Here is an 18,034-nt window from a genome sequence, read left to right as displayed (position 1 = left end):
TTCTAGGCTGAAGGGAAGATTAAATTTAGAGAATTTCACAGGAAAAAGTATTGAAACTATCAAGCAGGATTTTTGGTCAACTATCTTCATCAGTAATCTAGAAAGTATCATGATAGAAGATGATGAAGAGACATTGAGCGCACAGAATAGTAAACTAAAAAAAAGCATCAATAAATCTGTCTCATTTAATGCGATTAAAAACTTAGCCTTTGATATTTTTTCTACAGAGTCAGACATAGACTGCATTATGGATCGACTATCACAGTTATTTTTGATGAACACTTTAGTGGTAAGAAAAGGGAGAAGAGTTGATCGTCATAAGATATCTGATATTCGTTCACTCAACTACCAGAAAAGAGCTAGAAAACATGTGTTTTAAATTCAAGATATCTTTTCAGTATCATTGCATTAGTACATTCTTTGCAAAATAACCTGCAATTATTACTTTTTTAAATAACTTGCACTTTTCAGACTCCCTTTTCTTAAAAATTCACCCTAGTATTTACCATAATTATCAATCGCTTCAAATTTTTTGTCCAATCTTAACTTCTCTTTCCCTTAACTTAATGGCAGTGTTGCCTTACTCAGGCTAACTGAATTGTTAATTAAAATGGGAGTATCGATTTTTTGTCCTGCTGCAAATAACTTTTGATTTCCACTTTTATATTTTATTTTCTGTGTCTTATCATTATCAATACTATTTTGGCCATTTATAGGTTTTGTCAGCTCACTCTGTTTAGCATTGCTTTCACATTCTTCCTCAGGGTCTTGTTCAAATGCTTGTCGTCTTTCTTGTGTGAGTTTAAGATTATTTTTCAACTTTGTAAAAATATTATCACCCTTAGATAGACATCTTTTTTTTGATTGAGTGCTATTGTTAGTTCCTAAATTACCGGAAGGTTTATTACTATTACCCTGTGGAGGTTTCCATTTGTTCAAATCCTCAGGTGGTAAAGGAGGCGGTGGTGACGGTATGTTATTATTAAGCATTTTTTTCCTTCATTATTAATACAATACTAATAATAATTAAATTATTAATCAATGTCAATAATTTATGACTAAGTTAATATTTATATTAAAATAGTAATAATAATTATATGATATTTATAAAGTAACTTTCTCAGCATATTAGCAATTGCAACACGCTTCAATAACGCCAGATTAGGTAGATAATAATGTGACCTTACCCAGAAAAAGTAGAGAGGAAGTAAAGAAGTTTTTGCTATGAAAATAAAAAGTTCAGGAATGCAATGTAGAATGTCTACGCTGTTTATTATAAAAAATTTCTATATATTCAAATATTGCGGTGTTGTGCAGAGTATTGTGAAGTATCAATGAGTATGAGTGAACTAAAAAAGCTCTCTGAAACAGCATTATCATAACAACAACCTTTGTCTAGAAATAATATTTTTTGTACTCAGTAAAAATTGATAATTTTTAGAGGTGTATTGTGATCCTTGATCGCTATAAGCAGATTTGCGCAATAGCCATATCTATGCCTATCAACTAAATCTATTATTGCCAACCATCCTTCATTGGTTTTTATGTACGTAAACCCATATCTTGTTTGGTTGATCAGTGGTGAAATTCTGATTCAATATGTTATTTGTAGTTTTAAACCTTCATCTAAGCTTAGCTTGAATGCCATTTTTCTGCATAACATTGTTTTGATTTTACCTAAAGCCTTTAATTCAGTTTAGGAGCTCCGTACCTGCATTGTGATGCTTTTCTTTGTATGAGCTCTTCTCTTATTGTTTTTTTTCTGAGTAATCCATCTATACAAGCAGATACGTTCAAAAACCTTCATAATTCCCGTGTTTTATAGCAGTTTTCATGTTCTTTTATAAAAACTCTTTTTGGTTTGCAAAATATCCCAGGGCTTTTTTTAAAATGTCTCTTTCTCTCGTTGCCAGCTCTTTCTTTAAATCAAACTTTTCTTTGTCACAAGTTCCTTTTCCTGGGATTGTATGTTTTTACCCACCTGCTTAGCCGCTAATACCCAAATCTCTTCCTATTTTTGCTGATGATTGACCTGTTTCTTTTTCCAGTCTTCATTTTTGCATTCTGCTGTATGTTCTCTTCTTTTTGTCATATCACACCTCTTTGAAAAAACTTCTTAACTTCCTCTCTACTTTTTCTGGGTAAGGTCAGTTATTTGCAGAAAAACCAGGATACGGAAGAAGAAGGGTGAGCATAATAGGGGCGCTAAATGATGGGAAAACCATGGGTAATTGAAGGATATTGTAATAGTGGGATTTTTGAAGCTTATGCCGAGAACGTACTTATTCCGATATTAAAGCCTGATAATTCTTGATAATGCAAGCTTTCATAAATCTGAAAGAACCAGGAAGCTAATAGAAAATGTTGGATATAAAGTTCTATTTTTGCCCCCATACTTGCCGGATTTAAACCCAAAATTATGGTTTGCCATCAAACATGCGATAAGAAAAGCTCTACCAAGCTTTTGGCCTGATATTCATTCTACCATTGATTTTGTCTTTCAGTGCTCGGGGAAACCCTATTTCGGTTAGCTATAGAAAGTTTTTTCTCGCGACTGAAACAAATATTCGGATTTAATTTTCGTAACAAATCTGAGGTTAATTGTGAGGAGGAACTGCTACTCAAGTGTTATTTGCTTAACAAATTTACTGATATTGGCATAGCTAAATTTGAGATAGCTTCATGAATTTATTGTACGTTACCTACTATCCGAAGAGCGATGCAACAAAGCCATCCCAATGCGTGACACACAGCTGTACGAACATTGCTTATGGAAAAGAAGAAAGGTAATAATCGTAGACTTTTTCTGAATCACCACCGCAATATTCAATGACAGATTTCGAGTCTAAGTTCGTTGATAAAAGCTCTCCTTGTAAACTTGTAACTCTTGATTTCGCTGCGTTTCCTGTATTCCGTTAATAGAACAGAGGCAATGAGAATCATATACAACGTGACCAAAATTGTATTTTACTATACCCGAGAAAATGTTTTGCATTGAGCTCCTGCTTGATAAATCTAAAAAAAATTTCTATCGAACAGCGCTTTTTGTAAAGAGTGCAAATCTCTTCAGCAGACATTTCGTAAATATTGGTAAAAATGTGAGAATCTCACCACTTTTTTGCTTTAATGAGCCTGATTTCAAACGACAAAAATCTTGAACCATCTTGCCCTAACTGGACTACCATATCTTCTATCAGTTCGAGCATTTCTGTTTGTATACCTGCAATTTTTGTGTGAATACGAACTATTTTATAACGAATATTGTCGTTGCCACGAGTGACAAAATGTATATCTTTTTTTAAAAATTCTTCAAAAGCTGCACGTTTTTGTAGCCCACGGTCGAATATACAAATTGACTCTTGACCATGATTTAAAATCATTTCCCGGAACGATTTATGATCCGAAAATCCTTCTGCCTGAGTACATAAATTAAGCAATTTTGCGAATCTTCCATCTGTTGAAATAGTGCATTTTATCATATTTTTCTCACAATATTTTGCGTTTCTGCAGGGAATACCAAGATGTAGTAATTTACTTGATAGCTGAAGTGTAGTTATCAGCAACTTTCGTTGATTTTCCGGAACTCTGCAACACGAACGAAAAAATCTTCTCAAAATACTTGACAGGTTAAGCGGCTTGCTACCGATGAATGGCGAGTATCTATATTGAACATTCTACGATAATTTTCCTCGATTGTCCGCAAACTCAGCTCATTTTTCTCCAGTATGCTATAGAGCAACAAATTGAAAACGTTTTCTCCAGTCAGCTTGCTAACCCTATACCAACTGCCTCACCTATTTTCTCTAGCTCTTTTCTAGGCAATTTTGATATTATTTCTTTGTAGTAGAACATCACATATCCCAAATTTCCACAATATTCTACTACTTTTTTAATGTTCGTACAGCTGTGTGCTTGACACTGGAATGACAACTTAAATTGTTCATAAAATTTGTTTCGGTAAACCTAAAGCTATAGCAGATACTGTTTTAATTTATGCAGTTAACCTTATTCTACTTATAGAATACACAACAGCTAAAAAAATAGCAAATTTTCTATCATTTGAATATAATTAAAGCTTTACCTAAACAGAAAGATGAACTACTTAATGGATTGTGTTTTTACATCTCTTTCCTTACCGCTTTTTATTACTGAGAATTATTTATTAATTACTGCGTTGATCCCACTTTTAAATGCATTAGCTATTTTTTTTACTAGTAAATGGCTAAGAGTAAGCAGTAGCGTTACTGTTGCTTCTTCTATGCTTCTATTTGCGTATACGTCTCTATGCACTTTATATTTGGTGTATGGTAATCATTCTCAATTTATTCTCATGGACTTTGGTAGTAATTTGCATATTAGTTTAAAGCTAGAGTCTAGTGGAGTAGTGTTCAGTTTATTAATATCATTTTTGTGGGTACTAACCAGTATATATGCAATATGTTATATGCGAAATAACTATGCTGATAATAATCACTCAAGTTTTCTATGCTTTTTTTCAATATCAATTAGCTGTGCAATATTTATTGCTTTTTCTGGAGATTTGCTCACTACATTTGTCTTTTATGAGCTTCTAACTATTAGTACATACCCTTTAGTTACTTACAACTCAACAAATGAATCAGTAGTTGCAGGACGCTATTACTTTGGTTTACTATTTTTCTCTTCTTTAGTGTTATTTTTTCCTGCAATAGGCCTCTTATATAATGAATTTCATACTTTAGACTTTGTGGATGGTGGAATATTCAAGTTTGATACTTCACTCATCACTTTTATTGCAGTGTGTTTTGCTATGCTGATTTATGGAGTAGGAAAAGCTGCGTTAATGCCAATGCATTTTTGGTTACCAAAAGCAATGGTTGCACCAACTCCTGTAAGCGCACTACTACATGCCGTTGCTGTTGTGAAATCAGGAGTGTTCATCATCATCAAAGTTATATTATACACTTTCGGCGTCGATAATATGCAACGTTTTGCACAGCAAAGTTGGTTTGCTGGAGGGTGGCTTCCATACGCTGCTGGATTTACTATTATTACTGCATCATTGATTGCATTAAAGCAAAAGGAATTAAAGAAATTGCTTGCTTACTCTACCACCTCTCAGTTGTCATATATTATATTGTTCGCTTCAATTTTTAGTGAATTCAGCATGAAGATTGCAATTTTTCAATTAATTTGCCACGCGTTTGCAAAAATTACTTTATTCTTTGTTGCAGGTAGCATAATAACGAAAACGGGTGAAAAATATATAGATAGAATTCACGGTATAGGACGCAGTATGCCAATTAGCATGATAGCATTCACTATAGGTGCATTGTCCATGATAGGAGTACCTCCTGCTCCGACTTTTTGGAGCAAATTTCTCATCTTTCAAGCTGTTTTTAACTCTAGTAATGTAACACTTTCTGTGTTTGTAACTCTAGTGTTAATTGTTAGTACTATACTCAATGCTCTATACTTTTTACCAATAATTTACAACGCCTTTTTCTCAAAGCCTTCTAGAAATTATTTTATTAAAAGGACACCAATGCTTCTAGTTTTACCTCCAGTTATTACTGCTATATGCACTTTAGTTATTTTTTTTAGCTACCAAATAATGTTATAAATATAATCATTTATATTTATAACTATTAACAATAAATTTAAATGGCACTATGCCAGCTAGAGTCGCTTTTATATTTGACAAAGTGAAGCTAACCTCCACAATATAATCTTTCATCTTCTTATTTTGCTCAGCTGTAAAAACTACAGTAGCGTTTCCAGTAAATGTAACTAAGTTCTTGGTCGATCGGTCAATAGATAGTGTTGTTACGTTTATGTTGGTAATTTTTCTTGTGGATGAAACAGCTTCATTGTTCACTTTTTCCTGAAAGTCTTGATAGATTTTATATATAGAATTATTTCTTATAAAATTTTCTTGATACTTTGGCTCAACAGTCTGAGAGGACTCGTATGTTTCAATATATTTACTTATTAAATACCTTGCTATGGAAGTGTACTCATCTTCTTTTTTACTAAAACTAAGTTTATGTATTGCAGAGAACTCATCTTCTGTGTGGTTCATATACTTCACAAAATTTAAATCTTTTTTAATAGGAAGTAATAGATATATGTTTAGTAGTAATAAACATAAGCATGCTAGGAGAAGTAACGCTATTAACGCCATCCAAGATCTTTCTACAACGCAGAACAGGTATCTGTGACAATACCACTCTACTGCTTTTCTGAAATAACTTTTGTTTTTTACTGACTCAAGCAATTTATCTTCCATAATACAATGTTACCAAACCCAATTATAACAACAATAACTCTAAAAAAACTTTAAAATATGTCTAAATTTTCCAAAATAGGATGAATTATTATATCACCCTGTTCTGCAATAAGGTGAAATTTATCGATTTTGCTCACATCTAAATTTATCATTTTTACACTAAAGCTTTCGGGATCATAAGTATTGCTTTCTGCACTTTTGTGGTAATTATAGTAGTGTAGGTTATTTTGATCATCAAAATAACCAAATTCATCAGCAAGGGCACCCACTTTCTTTCCTTTACCATCTCTGACTAGCTCAAAAAGATCAATTACATGGCTTTCAGATCCAGGCTCAATAGATCCTTCTGCAGCAAAAAACTTGGGTGCATGACCAACATACTCCTTAAATTTTAGATTATTAGTCTTTTTTATATTACCAAAATCTATGAATTTATATTCATCTGGAATACCAGAATATTGTGGATCATACTTTTTATATTCAAAAAACTCATTACCTAAAGAATTACAAAACGTTAGTTTATAGTCATTATGATTAAGTTTAACGACTTTAAGATAATGAAAACCTCCAGGAATCTTTACTTCTTCTTTCGTAATATGATTAAGTACGACTAGATCGCCACTGAGCATACGATAGCCAATTTTTGGCGTAGCTATATTGATTGCCTTGTTTAGCTTAAAATTTGCCTCATAGATGCCACTTGATAGCTCCTTCCCTTTTTCTAAAGTGATGTCTTGGTCTAAAGCTGTATTCTTGATTAAACTCAATTCTTTCTGCATATTCAATATGGTTTTTGTTAAAACTTCTATTGATTGCCATACAGTTAACTTGTTATCAGTCAAATTATATACTTTAAGTATTAAATTAGCAGAATTTTATCATGAATCTATGTTAAAAGTATTATATTTTTGTGTCATGATGTTAACTACATTAGCTAAAACGTGTTTTTTATCTAAGCGGAATTGCTTTGCGGCAACGAAGAGTTCATCTACTTTTTTCCACTGACTCAGCAGAATTTCAACATCATTTACTTCTCTCTTTATCTTTTCTAAAATGGAGATTTGAATTATATACGATGCTAGTTCTAGCTCAATTTCACTATTAATTATTTTGCTAATTATATCAGAGTTATTTAGATTACGGAAAAGTGTATAAAAATACTTATGTGACTCATAAACACCACTATTTAGTGCATCAATTATCATTCCTGGCATTCCAGGAAATAAAGTAATGACTTCACCAAATGTTTTATCGTCAAATTTACATTGAGATGAAACAACTTGCTTTGTTTCATCATAAGTTAATGGAAGTAAATTCAGCTGAAAACACCTACATCGAATGGTAGTTTGTATATCATATGGCTTGTGGCTAATTATAAGTATTTTGGAATTTTTTGGCGGCTCCTCTAATATTTTCAATATTGCGTTTTTAGCATTATTAGTCATTGCTTCTAAGCTATCTATTATAGCTATTTTATATTCTGATTGAATAGGACTTAAGTGCAGAAAGTCTTTCATTTCTCTCACCTTTTCCACTCCTATTGTATCGCCTTCAACAATGTGTAAGTCCAATCCTGCTACGTCATAGTTTTTTGTAAGAAACCAGTTAGAAAAGGATTTTGCAAGTGTTGCCTTTCCTATACCTTTTTTACCACAGATCAGCCAAGATTGAACAGATAAGTTGTTCGTTATTTTTTTTTTTGCTTGGGTGTGGCCTGTTACTTTTTTCATTCTTTCTCCTGTAGATCTTAGTTTGAAAATGCGTTATTTATTGTTTGTAATGAAATTTTACCTTTCCTTAAAACCTTAACCTTATCTCCAGTTAAGTCAATAATAGTAGACTCTATACCAAAAACTAGTTCATCATCCTCAATTACTGCAGATAAGTGTTGCTTAATAGATTGAGGTATATCGCTTGCTTTGCATATGCTTTTTTCTCCTGAAATGTTAATACTAGTTGCAACTATTGGAGTTTTCAGTTCATTTAATATTGAAATCGCAATAGGATGATCAGGAACTCTTATGCCTATGCTGCCTTTAAAGAATTCATTTGGTAACATGTTGTTGTTTTCAAGCGGTAAAATATAGGTAATTGGTCCAGGAGAAAAGTAGTTTATTAAATCAATATATCTTTCCTTTACCTTTGCTATTTTTGTCAAATTGTAAACATCACTAACAAATATAGAGAGTTGCTTATTTTGAGAACGCTTCTTGATCTGATATATTTTTTCTATAGATTCATTATCTAGCGCATTACAAGCAAGAGCATATACTGTCTCTGTTGGAAAGCATGCTAACAAATTATTCTTTATTGCGTTTGTTACTTCAAATACCATATAGCTAAAACTTATGTTTATAATAGCTTTTTGCTGCACGTTAACAATTGAGATACCGAAAATGAATCATATCTAGCATGCATTAATTACTATGTTGCATACTTACAGTAAATTTTATCAGCAACTGCTCATTTTTACAACAGATCTGCTACAACCCGAACTCCTCATTAATTTTATCAACTATTGCCTGTGGTGGATCTTCTCCCCATCCTGAATATAAAATCTCTCCATAGTCTGCAACATCTATAGAGCCAGTTCTGCTTTTTGCTAGAAACATTTCTCTTTTCTCTTTATCAATTAATACATAGTGCCAAGCTGATCTTCCACGGTCTTTACCACGGACTAAGTATATGAGATCTGATCTACTTCTTCTTGTTGCATCAGCAAAGGATCTTTCATTGATAGTCCTGCTTTTACTCTTTATACCACCACTTTCAGAAAAAGCTTCCTTAGCTTCAGCTTTTTTGCTTGCCAATTCAGAAATTTTTCCTTTTGCTCCTAGAGCACGTTCCTTAGTGTTTTGAGACGAATACTTACTGGAAAAACCTTCTCCTGTATTGTCAGGAGTCCTGTTTGTGAAGCGCTTAGTGAATGAGTCATTGTTATCGTTTTCTGCCATAAAAATCTCCAAATTTTAGATTGTAGGATCCAAATTTTTACTACACCCTATCATAGGTTAATTAAATTAATATAAATGAGAGATAATATAGTAATTATTACAGGAATTACGGCCTCAGGTAAATCAGAATTATGTGATAATCTGATAAAAAAGCATAAAAACATTAGCATAATAAACTGTGACTCAAAGCAGGTATACAAAAAAATTCCCATAATTACCGCTCAACCACCAAGGCAAGAAAAATTTTATAAACTATACGGTTATGTTTCAGTAAGAGAAAATTATTCTGTGGGTCTGTGGTTAGAGGATTTAGAAAAAGAAGTTAATCATGCATTAGAAAATGCGCAAATACCTATTATAACTGGAGGAAGTGGGCTTTACATCAGCAGCTTAATCAAAGGCTTATCATCAATTCCACAAATAAGCTGGGAAGTGAGAAAAAACGTAAGTGAACTTAGGAAAAATTTAAGTAAAGAAGAGTTCCACAAATTAGTGCTAAGCAAAGATCCAGGGATTCAAGGTGAAATATTTATTAATGACTCGCACCGTCTTTCAAGAGCACTTGAAGTTATTACTGAAACTGGCAAGTCGATTTTTGTATGGCAAGAAAATAGGCAGCCTCCTTTATTCAATAATTTTAAGGTATATACAATTCTACCTAAACGTGAGGACATATACCGAAAAATAAATTCTCGTTTTATTAAAATGGTTGAAAATGGAGCAATTGATGAAGTAAAAAACCTACTTAGCATGAATCTATCTCCAAACTTACCAGCTGTGAAAGCACATGGAGTGCCAGAAATTATAAAATACTTAAAAGGTGAGATTACTTTAGACGAAGCAATACAAATTGCTCAAATAAACACAAGGCACTACGCAAAACGCCAGTACACCTGGTTTAAAAATCAATTTCCAAATTCTGAAGTGATTGATTGTGCAAATAAGCTAACGGCGCTTGAAATATTTTAATTGTTAGTTTCAAGGTGTATTTCCATGTTCATTGCTATGAATGGGCAGATCTACATCTTCGAGGTGGCTCATCGGATCGCCTAAATCGTGCTCTATTTCTACTTCAAACTTAAATCCTAACTTCTCGCAGAATTTGTAGAAATATTCTTTAATAATATCAAATAAATTTCTATCATCGATTTTATAATCTCTCAATTTTCGAGGAACAGTAAGTGACAATTTGCCATCTTTATATATCACATCATCTTTTCCATCTTGAGATTCAAGTGTAAATTCCAGTGAGCTGGATAGGTCACATACCTTGTCACCGCATTTACCGTCACTTTTTTGGAAGAGTATTGGTAATGTCATATCAGATCTAACACTCACATTATTTGGGCTAATACAGTCAATACTTATTACTTTTTTGGGATTTGCCATCATGAATGAATGTTGGAAGAGTTCATATTGAAACTCTGCATGTACAACAGCTTCATATCCTGCTTGATTACAATTGGTAACTAGTTCCTCTAAGATAGAGTCACTTGGAACTTGAACTTTAGCACGTTCAAATATTTCCTTGAAAACTGCTTTTGCAAATGGTCGATAATTTCCGTTCTCTTCCTTTTGTAATAGGTGAGCATAATTTGTACCTAGATTGTAAAATTCTTCAAATTTCTTTTTGTATTGGTCAGCTTTTTTATCATCAGGAGTTTTTTCGTTTTTGGAATGTTCATCCCAAGCTTTTCTAAGCCCATTTTCCTTAGCTCCTTCTGTTAAAGCAAAAGTTAAAGTGCTATCTATACTTTTTTTGTTAACAATAAAGTTCATTCTGTGAAAATCTAAGAACATTGTTTCACCAGAGTGTGCTTTATCATTATTTTCACTCACTCTTAACATGCTAAAATTAAACTTCTCTGCCTGAGCTTTTAGCGTAACTAATCGATTTTCCTTTTTTTCTGATTTAGAGTTGTTCATTATTAACACTTTGATATGAACTGCTAATAGTATAATAATACACAAAAATAGTTAATAAGTCAATAAAATATTGCATAGCTTGACTATAGGGTGACAGGATTTTAGTAAGGCTCTATTATGGATAAACTGTTTTATATAGTATGGAGCAACCAGATATACTGATTTTTCTGAGCAGCAAACTAGGAAATATACCTAAGTTTCATTCTGCAATATTGCCTAAACTTTGTGGTGGAGATAGAGTAATGGACTTGCTGTTTTATAGGCCGCTCAGTTATGTGGATAGAAGTAAATCGCTACTTGACGCACAAATTGGAGAATTACAACTTTCATGGCAAAAGTTTATGAGCATCAACCGCCCACTTTTAGAGGGAGGCCATATAAAGTAGTTGTCGAAAGTGAAAGTCAGTATGTATTTATAGTCTTTTTTAATTACTCAATTAAATACTTGCATAAACTATTTCCAATCGGAGCCAATGTAATCATCAGTGGGAAACTCGAAAAATTTGCTGAACATTGGCAAATCACTCACCCAGATTATGTATCGCTTAACATTAGCCAATTTGAAGAAATAGCTTGCATAGAGCCGATTTACCAATTATGTCGTGGTATTACTAATAAAAGCATTAGAAATATAATAAACTCTAACCTAGAAGGATTGCCCGATTTGCCAGAGTGGATAGATGGAACATTAATCAAGCAAAAGAAATGGCTGAATTGGAAAGAAAGCATCATAAGATTGCACAGACCAAGCTCATTGGCAGAAGCAGAAGTTTGTAGAGAAAGACTTGCTTATGATGAACTATTTGCGTATCAGCTGGCACTAAAATTTGCAAGGGAAAACCATGTAAAAAAGGAGGGAAGGGAATTTGTCATATTGAGTAAATACAAAGAGCAAGTCTTAAATGGATTGCCGTTCCAATTAACAAATGATCAAATTCGAGCGATAGATGAAATCGCAGAGAGACAAAAATCAAAATACCGCATGGTAAGCCTGCTTCAAGGTGATGTTGGTAGTGGCAAAACTGTAGTTGCACTCTTTGCGATGCTGAATGTGGTAGAAAATAATATGCAGGCAGCTCTAATGGCACCAACTACTATTTTGGCGGAGCAACATTATAATTGGATCGAAGAAGCTCTATCTTGTACTGATATAAAAGTTGCTCTGCTTACTGGTAAAACTTCGCGCAAGGAAAGAAGGACTATCATGAACGAACTTGCAAGTGGTGTTTTAAATATAGTGATTGGCACTCATACACTATTTCAAGCCAACGTTACGTTTAAAAATTTAGGGCTTGCAGTCATAGACGAACAACAGCGATTTGGAGTGATGCAGAGGAATCGCTTGGTAGGAAAAGGAGAAAATCCCGATATACTTTTTGTTACTGCAACTCCCATTCCAAGAACCTTGCAGCAAGCTATGTATGGCGATGTTGAATGCTCAATTTTAAAGGAAAAACCCAAATCTAGATTGCCAATAAAAACTGTCACTATGAACATCAAGAAAGTACCGGATATCATTAAAAAACTGAAGGATGCTATAAACAGGGGCGAAAAAGCATATTGGATTTGTCCATACATAGAAGAAAACGAAGAACTCAATATTGCTGCAGCAGAAATGCGCTTTCAGGAATTACAAAAAACATTTTTTGATAAAATTAGCATAATACATGGAAAATTGACTCAGGAGCAGAAAGATCAAGTTATGTTTTCCTTCAAGAGGAATGAATTTTCTCTCCTAGTTTCAACTACTGTAATAGAAGTTGGTATAGATGTACCAGATGCAACTATTATGATTATAGAGAATGCAGAACAATTTGGGTTATCGCAATTACATCAGTTAAGAGGTAGGGTAGGACGAGGCAATAAGCCCTCCTTTTGTGTGCTCTTATACGACAATCTAAGTAAAAGTTCGTCTTCAAAGTTAAAGATTATGTGTGAGTCACAAGATGGATTTTACATTGCTGAAAAAGATATGATGCTAAGAGGCAGTGGAGATATCTTAGGCATAAAGCAATCAGGATACATGGAATTTAAATTTGCTGACCTATATAAGGACAGAGAGTTGCTCAATCTTGCGTATAACAATGCAAAGGGCGTAATGGCTGATTTTGAATTACTGCTTGATATATTCGAATATAGGAGTAGGCTGCATTTTTCAAAATTTCAGTAGCTTGCACTATCTTCTGAGCCATAACCTTCATCAATAGAAACCACTTGACAAACGGGAGTATTCAACAAACCATATTAGTCAAGTTAAGGAAAAATAAGAGTGAAGAGGATAGAATAATAAGGTGTAAGTTCTCCCCGATACATTTTTAGTGAGAGAAGCAACAATGAATAAAATAACTCGTTCATCAAAGAACCTCAATGAATTTTTAATGAAAAAGCAATCGGTTAAGATAGAAAAGAAAGAGGTAATCGAGTGGTTCATTATTCGTAAAAGCTATAATTTGGGGTAAGGTCAGTACAAGTGATTTATCGAAGGAGAGCTCAGTACATGTATAATTTAATCGATCATACCGTGTTGTTGGAAATACTGAGTGAAAATTTCTAAGATGAGCGTTTTATTCAACTAATTAATCGATTGCTAAAAACAGGTTATATGGACAATTCAAAGTATAATACGAATCATAGTAGCATACCACAAAGTTCTATTATAAGATAGAGTCTTATCATTTTGAAAGTGTAATCGCTAACAATAAATTAACAGGTCAGTCCTAACTTTAATTTGTTTTAAGTTTAAAGTCTTTCATTAGGTTTGCAGAATACATTTCCTTATTATCTTGATTATAGAAAGTAAATTTGTGATCATCTAAACTTAATATTGCAAAGCCAAAGCCGAAAAAGTTTCTAACCTCGTGTGCTAAGTAATTTCTACCGTTTGGATAGTCAAATTCTACATTTTGATAAACAGGTTCTTGATCTTGAGCGTGTAATAATGCACCACCGTTTCCAGCTATAATCTGGTCTGGCACATTATCCATTAATAAAATCTGGGCTATATGAATGTGACCAGAAATTATGGTAGTAACATTGCTTGGAAATTTATCTCCAAAAGCTTCAATTTGTGTAAGATTACCATGGCTTTTTAATGCCAAAAATTCTTTTTTTGGAGATCTCCAAAGCGGTTTATGAGTTAAAAACCACGTGGGCTTATCTTGTATCAATTTATCAAATTGTCTCTCAAAAGCATCAATTGTGCTTCGGGTTGTAAAAATGTCTTCACCGGATGAAGAATCAAAAATAAAAAATGTAATCGGTCCAGCATCTAAAGACCAACTAGAAACAAGATCTTCACATTTTTTAGGGGAAAAAGGGTATGAATCTAAGTATCTGAACCATCCTTCATAAGCTCTATTACAACTCTCATGATTTCCACGAACAAAAAGAAAAGGAGATTGTGTTGAAATATCTTTTGCAGGCTCAAACCAATCAGCGTACCAGACTTCTTTATTATATCCATAAATATCGCCACACTTTTTTGTATTTCTACATTTTGTTTGTCTATAATGATAATCACCAACATGGATAATTAAATCTGGTTTATGAAGGGCAATAGAATCTAAATTTTTTTTTAAAGGCCAGCTATCTACCGAATTACATTCCTGCTGAAATAACATATTTATTCTACAACCCGTATCACCAATAAAAGCAATTTTATTAACCTTTTCTGGTAATATAGGAACTTGTAGATCCTCAATACTAATGTTTTTGACACTTGTTTGTACTGTCAGCTCACAGACTGTTTCGTTATGATTACCATTGTTAATTGAGCTGCGATTCAGCGTTTCTATTTCCTTGCCATCGACGTAAGCAATAGGACACATGTCATTGTCTGTAATTGCACGTATGCTTAATTTATTTTCTGGGATAACTTGAGACCATGTGTATAATATTTGTGCATGGACGAAATGAAAACTAGTTATAAGAGAGAGAGCTAAAAAAATAAAGATATTAGCTATATTCATTTGTATAAAAGCCTAAGTTAAAAATTAGTAGTAAGGTTATCTTAAATGATTAAAATTTATAATCAAATTATATAGGTAATTTCTAAATTATTCTAGTATCAGATTGACACTCTAGATGAAAAATTCTAAAATGATTAAGTAATTTAAAATAATTATATAAAAAATAGAATATAGTGCGGCCGTGGTGGAATTGGTAGACACGCAGCGTTGAGGTCGCTGTGGCTCATAAGGCCTTGGAAGTTCAAGTCTTCTCGGCCGCACCAGTTTTTTTATCGCTGTTTAATATGAGTAAAAATGTTTATAGAAAATCGGAATAGCAATAAGGTAGAAAGAGCTATCAGCGAAATTAGAAGTGGCCGGCCAATTGTAATATATGATGAAAGTAATTACCTATTGTTTGCTGCTGTTGAGGCTTTAGAAAGAGATTTATTTAATCAATACAAGCTTATATCAAGTAATGTATATGTTACTTTAACTTCAAGTAAGGTAAAATACATATCTCAAAATAAAGAACATAACAGCAAACGTCTGTTGGTGAATAATTTTGATGAACTGCTCTATTTAATAAACTGTTCAAAGGAAGATTGCATAAAAGAGTTGCAATGCTCAAAGACAATAGATGAATGTGCTATTGCCTTGCTTAAATTCTCAGAATTATTGCCATACGCATTAGTGGCTGATATGACTTTTGAGAATAACCATGAAATGCAAAATTGGTGCGAGAAAAATGACGTTATTGCACTGGACACGTCATTCATAAATAATTTTCAAGAAAATCAGGATGTATATGAAGTGTGCAAAACATCATTATTTTTAAAACAGACTCAAGAAGTAGATATCATATCTTATAGAACCGAAAGTGGCGGAAGAGAACATCATGCAATTATCATTGGCAATCCAGATAAAGATGACGAACCATTAGTGAGAATTCATTCTTCGTGCTATACGGGTGACTTGTTAGATAGCTTATCATGCGATTGTAGAAGTCAGTTACATCAAGCAATTCAAATGATAGCTGACTTTGGAAGTGGTATTATATTGTATTTGATGCAAGATGGAAGAGGCATTGGTTTAGCTAATAAGTTAAGAGCGTACAGTATGCAAAGAAGACATAATCTTGATACTGTTGATGCAAATAGAGTATTGGGTTTTGAAGATGATGAAAGAAGCTTTGCTGTTGCAGTTGAAATACTCAAGAAATTAGACATCAAAAAGATCCAATTACTTACAAATAACGGTAGGAAGTTATCGGAGTTGAAAAACAATGGTATAGAGGTTACAAAGTGTCTACCACTTATTATGGAACGTAATGAATATAATGATTCATATATGGAAACAAAATTTGGTAGGCTAGGCCATGGATTAAGGGTTTTTTAGTTTTTTTGTTATAATTACTTTGTTAATTTGCTATGCTCATTAATATAAGTTAAGATTTTTAAGAATGTTAAGATGCTAAGATTTTTTAAGCGAGAAAAAAATACTGAATCCTTAGATAAGGATATAAATTGGAATTCAAATCGCTACAGCACAGTTATTGCTCAAAGGAATATTCTACTTTTGTTTACGTTAATATTATTAGTGGCAATTTCTGTAAGCATATTAGCTATATTTAAAATTAGCACAAGCAGCACTATTGAGCCATTCGTTATAGAAATTGACAAAAAGTCAGGAATAGTGCAATTGGTTGATCCTGTTACAGTAAAACAATATTCTGCGGATGAAGTGTTAAACAATTATTTTATTTCAGAGTATATAAAAGCAAGGGAGGTTTTTGACTCGTATAATTATAATTATAATTATTATACAAAGGTAAGGTTATTTTCTTCACCTAATGTATATAGTGAATTTAGCAATTATATAAAATCGCAGAATATGAATGACCTTTTTAATTTATATTCAGATGCTAAAGGTGAGTTGAAAATTCGTTCAATTCAAAAATTAGGTAATGATGCTCTTCAAGTGAGGTTTTCTATAGAATTTACACGAAAAGATGGAAATTCCTCAAGGAAAAATAAGATAGTTGTGATGTCATATAAATATGCATCGCTTGAAATGAATGATCAGCAAAGATATATTAACCCGTTAGGGTTTCAAGTTATTTCATATAGAGTAGATGATGAATATGTGTAGGATATTGTTAGTTTTAGCTTTACTAATAAGTGGCAGTTTAAATGCATCTATTAATAATAAACCTATTTCTGTAGATAGTAGAATAAAGACTTTTGTATATAGCCCTAATGAGGTATTTACGGTAGTTTTTAGTCAAGGTTACTATTCTTATATTGAATTTGCAGAAGGGGAAAAAGTCAAGAATATCGCCGTTGGTGATGCATCAAGTTGGAAAATTAGCCCTTATGATAATAAACTGCTTGTCATGCCATTTGAAGTCAGTAGTCGCACTAACATGATTATTACAACAACTAAAAAAAGAAATTACATTTTTGATCTAATTTCAAGACCAAATTACGATAAATATTCATATACTGATGCTAAAAAAGTGGATCACGATTATTCCGTTGAAAAGGATATATCTTACGTAATACGTTTTTATTATCCTCAAGAAGAAGATGAATTTGATGTTGATTTAGATGAGGTTTCTTTACCTACTCAAATGCAATATACTACAGAAAATTCAGAAAAAATAATACAAGAAAATAATACGAGATACAATTATACATATATTGATGAAGGTAATAATGCAGATATAGTTCCGATTGAGTTATTTGATGATGGTTATTTAACCTATTTAAAGTTTAGAAATAGTAATAAAATTCCTCAGATTTTTATAGAAGAGAATGATAAACCCTGTAAAAGACTGTTATTTAATGATTATGTTGTAATAAAAGGAGTGCATAAAAAGCTATTCATGCGTTATGAAGGTAGTGAAGTTGAAGTTATAAATAGGTCTCTTTAGCTGT

The 18,034-nt window shown here is 32.7% G+C and carries 16 protein-coding genes, 1 tRNA gene and 4 pseudogenes; 10 read left to right on the top strand and 11 right to left on the bottom strand.

Going from position 1 to position 18,034, the window contains the following annotated elements; all coding sequences use genetic code 11:
• Positions 1 to 379 (top strand): annotated as a pseudogene (locus wVul_RS04430) (IS4-like element ISWpi18 family transposase); the annotation flags it as partial.
• A 179-nt stretch (positions 380 to 558) separates the two neighbouring features.
• Here wVul_RS04430 and wVul_RS04425 read toward each other — a convergent pair.
• Together wVul_RS04425 and wVul_RS10525 are read right to left on the bottom strand one after the other, a co-directional pair.
• Positions 559 to 990 carry a hypothetical protein gene (locus wVul_RS04425; protein WP_047759320.1) on the bottom strand — a complete coding sequence of 144 codons (432 nt, stop codon included), beginning with the start codon at positions 988 to 990 and terminating at the stop codon, positions 559 to 561.
• A gap of 249 nt (positions 991 to 1,239) precedes the next feature.
• Positions 1,240 to 2,092 (bottom strand): annotated as a pseudogene (locus wVul_RS10525) (transposase family protein).
• Between the two features lie 208 nt (positions 2,093 to 2,300).
• Here wVul_RS10525 and wVul_RS08760 point away from each other — a divergent pair.
• Both wVul_RS08760 and wVul_RS10520 read left to right on the top strand, forming a co-directional pair.
• Positions 2,301 to 2,531 carry a transposase gene (locus wVul_RS08760; protein ID WP_153295564.1) on the top strand — a complete coding sequence of 77 codons (231 nt, stop codon included), beginning with the start codon at positions 2,301 to 2,303 and terminating at the stop codon, positions 2,529 to 2,531.
• A pseudogene (locus wVul_RS10520) lies at positions 2,525 to 2,686 on the top strand (IS5 family transposase); the annotation flags it as partial. The gene wVul_RS08760 and the pseudogene wVul_RS10520, both read left to right, overlap by 7 nt.
• Positions 2,687 to 2,939: 253 nt before the next feature.
• Here the strand turns inward: wVul_RS10520 and wVul_RS10290 are convergent.
• Positions 2,940 to 3,086 (bottom strand): transposase, encoded by a 147-nt coding sequence (locus wVul_RS10290; RefSeq protein WP_410543411.1) that lies wholly within the window; start codon positions 3,084 to 3,086, stop codon positions 2,940 to 2,942.
• A gap of 21 nt (positions 3,087 to 3,107) precedes the next feature.
• A complete protein-coding gene (locus wVul_RS04420; protein WP_153295552.1) occupies positions 3,108 to 3,563 on the bottom strand; it encodes a hypothetical protein in 456 nt (151 codons plus the stop codon).
• Positions 3,564 to 4,105: 542 nt separating this feature from the next.
• Between wVul_RS04420 and wVul_RS04415 the strand changes: the two genes are divergently transcribed.
• Entirely contained in the window at positions 4,106 to 5,602 is a 1,497-nt protein-coding gene (locus wVul_RS04415) for a proton-conducting transporter transmembrane domain-containing protein (protein ID WP_047759318.1), read from the top strand.
• Positions 5,603 to 5,608: 6 nt separating this feature from the next.
• On the opposite strand, the gene wVul_RS04410 is transcribed toward wVul_RS04415, so the two are convergent.
• From wVul_RS04410 to wVul_RS04390, 5 genes are all read right to left on the bottom strand, one after another.
• Complete coding sequence (locus wVul_RS04410) at positions 5,609 to 6,268, bottom strand: VirB8/TrbF family protein (RefSeq protein ID WP_047759317.1); 660 nt, start codon at positions 6,266 to 6,268, stop codon at positions 5,609 to 5,611.
• 50 nt (positions 6,269 to 6,318) lie between these two features.
• On the bottom strand, positions 6,319 to 7,110 hold the full coding sequence (locus wVul_RS04405) for a hypothetical protein (protein WP_047759316.1): 792 nt from the start codon (positions 7,108 to 7,110) through the stop codon (positions 6,319 to 6,321).
• Positions 7,111 to 7,146: 36 nt separating this feature from the next.
• Positions 7,147 to 7,998 carry an AAA family ATPase gene (locus wVul_RS04400; protein ID WP_047759315.1) on the bottom strand — a complete coding sequence of 284 codons (852 nt, stop codon included), beginning with the start codon at positions 7,996 to 7,998 and terminating at the stop codon, positions 7,147 to 7,149.
• 17 nt (positions 7,999 to 8,015) lie between these two features.
• The gene (locus wVul_RS04395) at positions 8,016 to 8,603 is read right to left on the bottom strand and encodes an L-threonylcarbamoyladenylate synthase (RefSeq protein WP_047759344.1); all 588 of its coding nucleotides are present in this window, start codon (positions 8,601 to 8,603) and stop codon (positions 8,016 to 8,018) included.
• A gap of 148 nt (positions 8,604 to 8,751) precedes the next feature.
• On the bottom strand, positions 8,752 to 9,222 hold the full coding sequence (locus tag wVul_RS04390; RefSeq protein ID WP_047759314.1) for a hypothetical protein: 471 nt from the start codon (positions 9,220 to 9,222) through the stop codon (positions 8,752 to 8,754).
• Between the two features lie 75 nt (positions 9,223 to 9,297).
• Here wVul_RS04390 and miaA point away from each other — a divergent pair, with 75 nt between their 5' ends.
• Positions 9,298 to 10,191, top strand: a complete 894-nt coding sequence (gene miaA / locus wVul_RS04385; RefSeq protein ID WP_047759313.1) for a tRNA (adenosine(37)-N6)-dimethylallyltransferase MiaA — start codon at positions 9,298 to 9,300, stop codon at positions 10,189 to 10,191.
• A 9-nt stretch (positions 10,192 to 10,200) separates the two neighbouring features.
• Here the strand turns inward: miaA and wVul_RS04380 are convergent, their stop codons facing one another.
• The gene (locus wVul_RS04380; protein WP_047759312.1) at positions 10,201 to 11,148 is read right to left on the bottom strand and encodes a hypothetical protein; all 948 of its coding nucleotides are present in this window, start codon (positions 11,146 to 11,148) and stop codon (positions 10,201 to 10,203) included.
• A gap of 140 nt (positions 11,149 to 11,288) precedes the next feature.
• On the opposite strand from wVul_RS04380, the pseudogene recG reads away from it, so the two are divergent.
• Positions 11,289 to 13,318, top strand: a pseudogene (gene recG, locus wVul_RS04375) (ATP-dependent DNA helicase RecG).
• A gap of 553 nt (positions 13,319 to 13,871) precedes the next feature.
• Here recG and wVul_RS04370 read toward each other — a convergent pair.
• Positions 13,872 to 15,116: a metallophosphoesterase family protein gene (locus wVul_RS04370; protein WP_047759311.1), complete on the bottom strand. Its 1,245-nt coding sequence runs from the start codon at positions 15,114 to 15,116 to the stop codon at positions 13,872 to 13,874.
• A gap of 175 nt (positions 15,117 to 15,291) precedes the next feature.
• Between wVul_RS04370 and wVul_RS04365 the strand changes: the two genes are divergently transcribed.
• The 4 genes from wVul_RS04365 to virB9 all read left to right on the top strand — a co-directional run bounded on the left by wVul_RS04365 (position 15,292) and on the right by virB9 (position 18,030).
• Positions 15,292 to 15,379: transfer RNA gene (locus wVul_RS04365), tRNA-Leu, on the top strand.
• A 31-nt stretch (positions 15,380 to 15,410) separates the two neighbouring features.
• The gene (locus tag wVul_RS04360; protein WP_047759310.1) at positions 15,411 to 16,493 is read left to right on the top strand and encodes a GTP cyclohydrolase II; all 1,083 of its coding nucleotides are present in this window, start codon (positions 15,411 to 15,413) and stop codon (positions 16,491 to 16,493) included.
• 72 nt (positions 16,494 to 16,565) lie between these two features.
• Positions 16,566 to 17,246, top strand: coding sequence for a VirB8 family type IV secretion system protein (locus wVul_RS04355; RefSeq protein WP_047759309.1), 681 nt, complete (start codon positions 16,566 to 16,568; stop codon positions 17,244 to 17,246).
• Positions 17,233 to 18,030 (top strand): P-type conjugative transfer protein VirB9, encoded by a 798-nt coding sequence (gene virB9, locus wVul_RS04350; RefSeq protein WP_179943854.1) that lies wholly within the window; start codon positions 17,233 to 17,235, stop codon positions 18,028 to 18,030. Before wVul_RS04355 ends, virB9 begins: the two co-directional genes overlap by 14 nt.
• Positions 18,031 to 18,034: the final 4 nt, after the last annotated feature.

Origin of the sequence: Wolbachia endosymbiont of Armadillidium vulgare str. wVulC, assembly GCF_001027565.1 — a bacterium.
Taxonomy (GTDB): Bacteria; Pseudomonadota; Alphaproteobacteria; order Rickettsiales; family Anaplasmataceae; genus Wolbachia.
The sequence above is the reverse complement of the archived record's forward strand: the minus strand, read 5'-3'. Positions and strand labels throughout refer to the sequence as shown.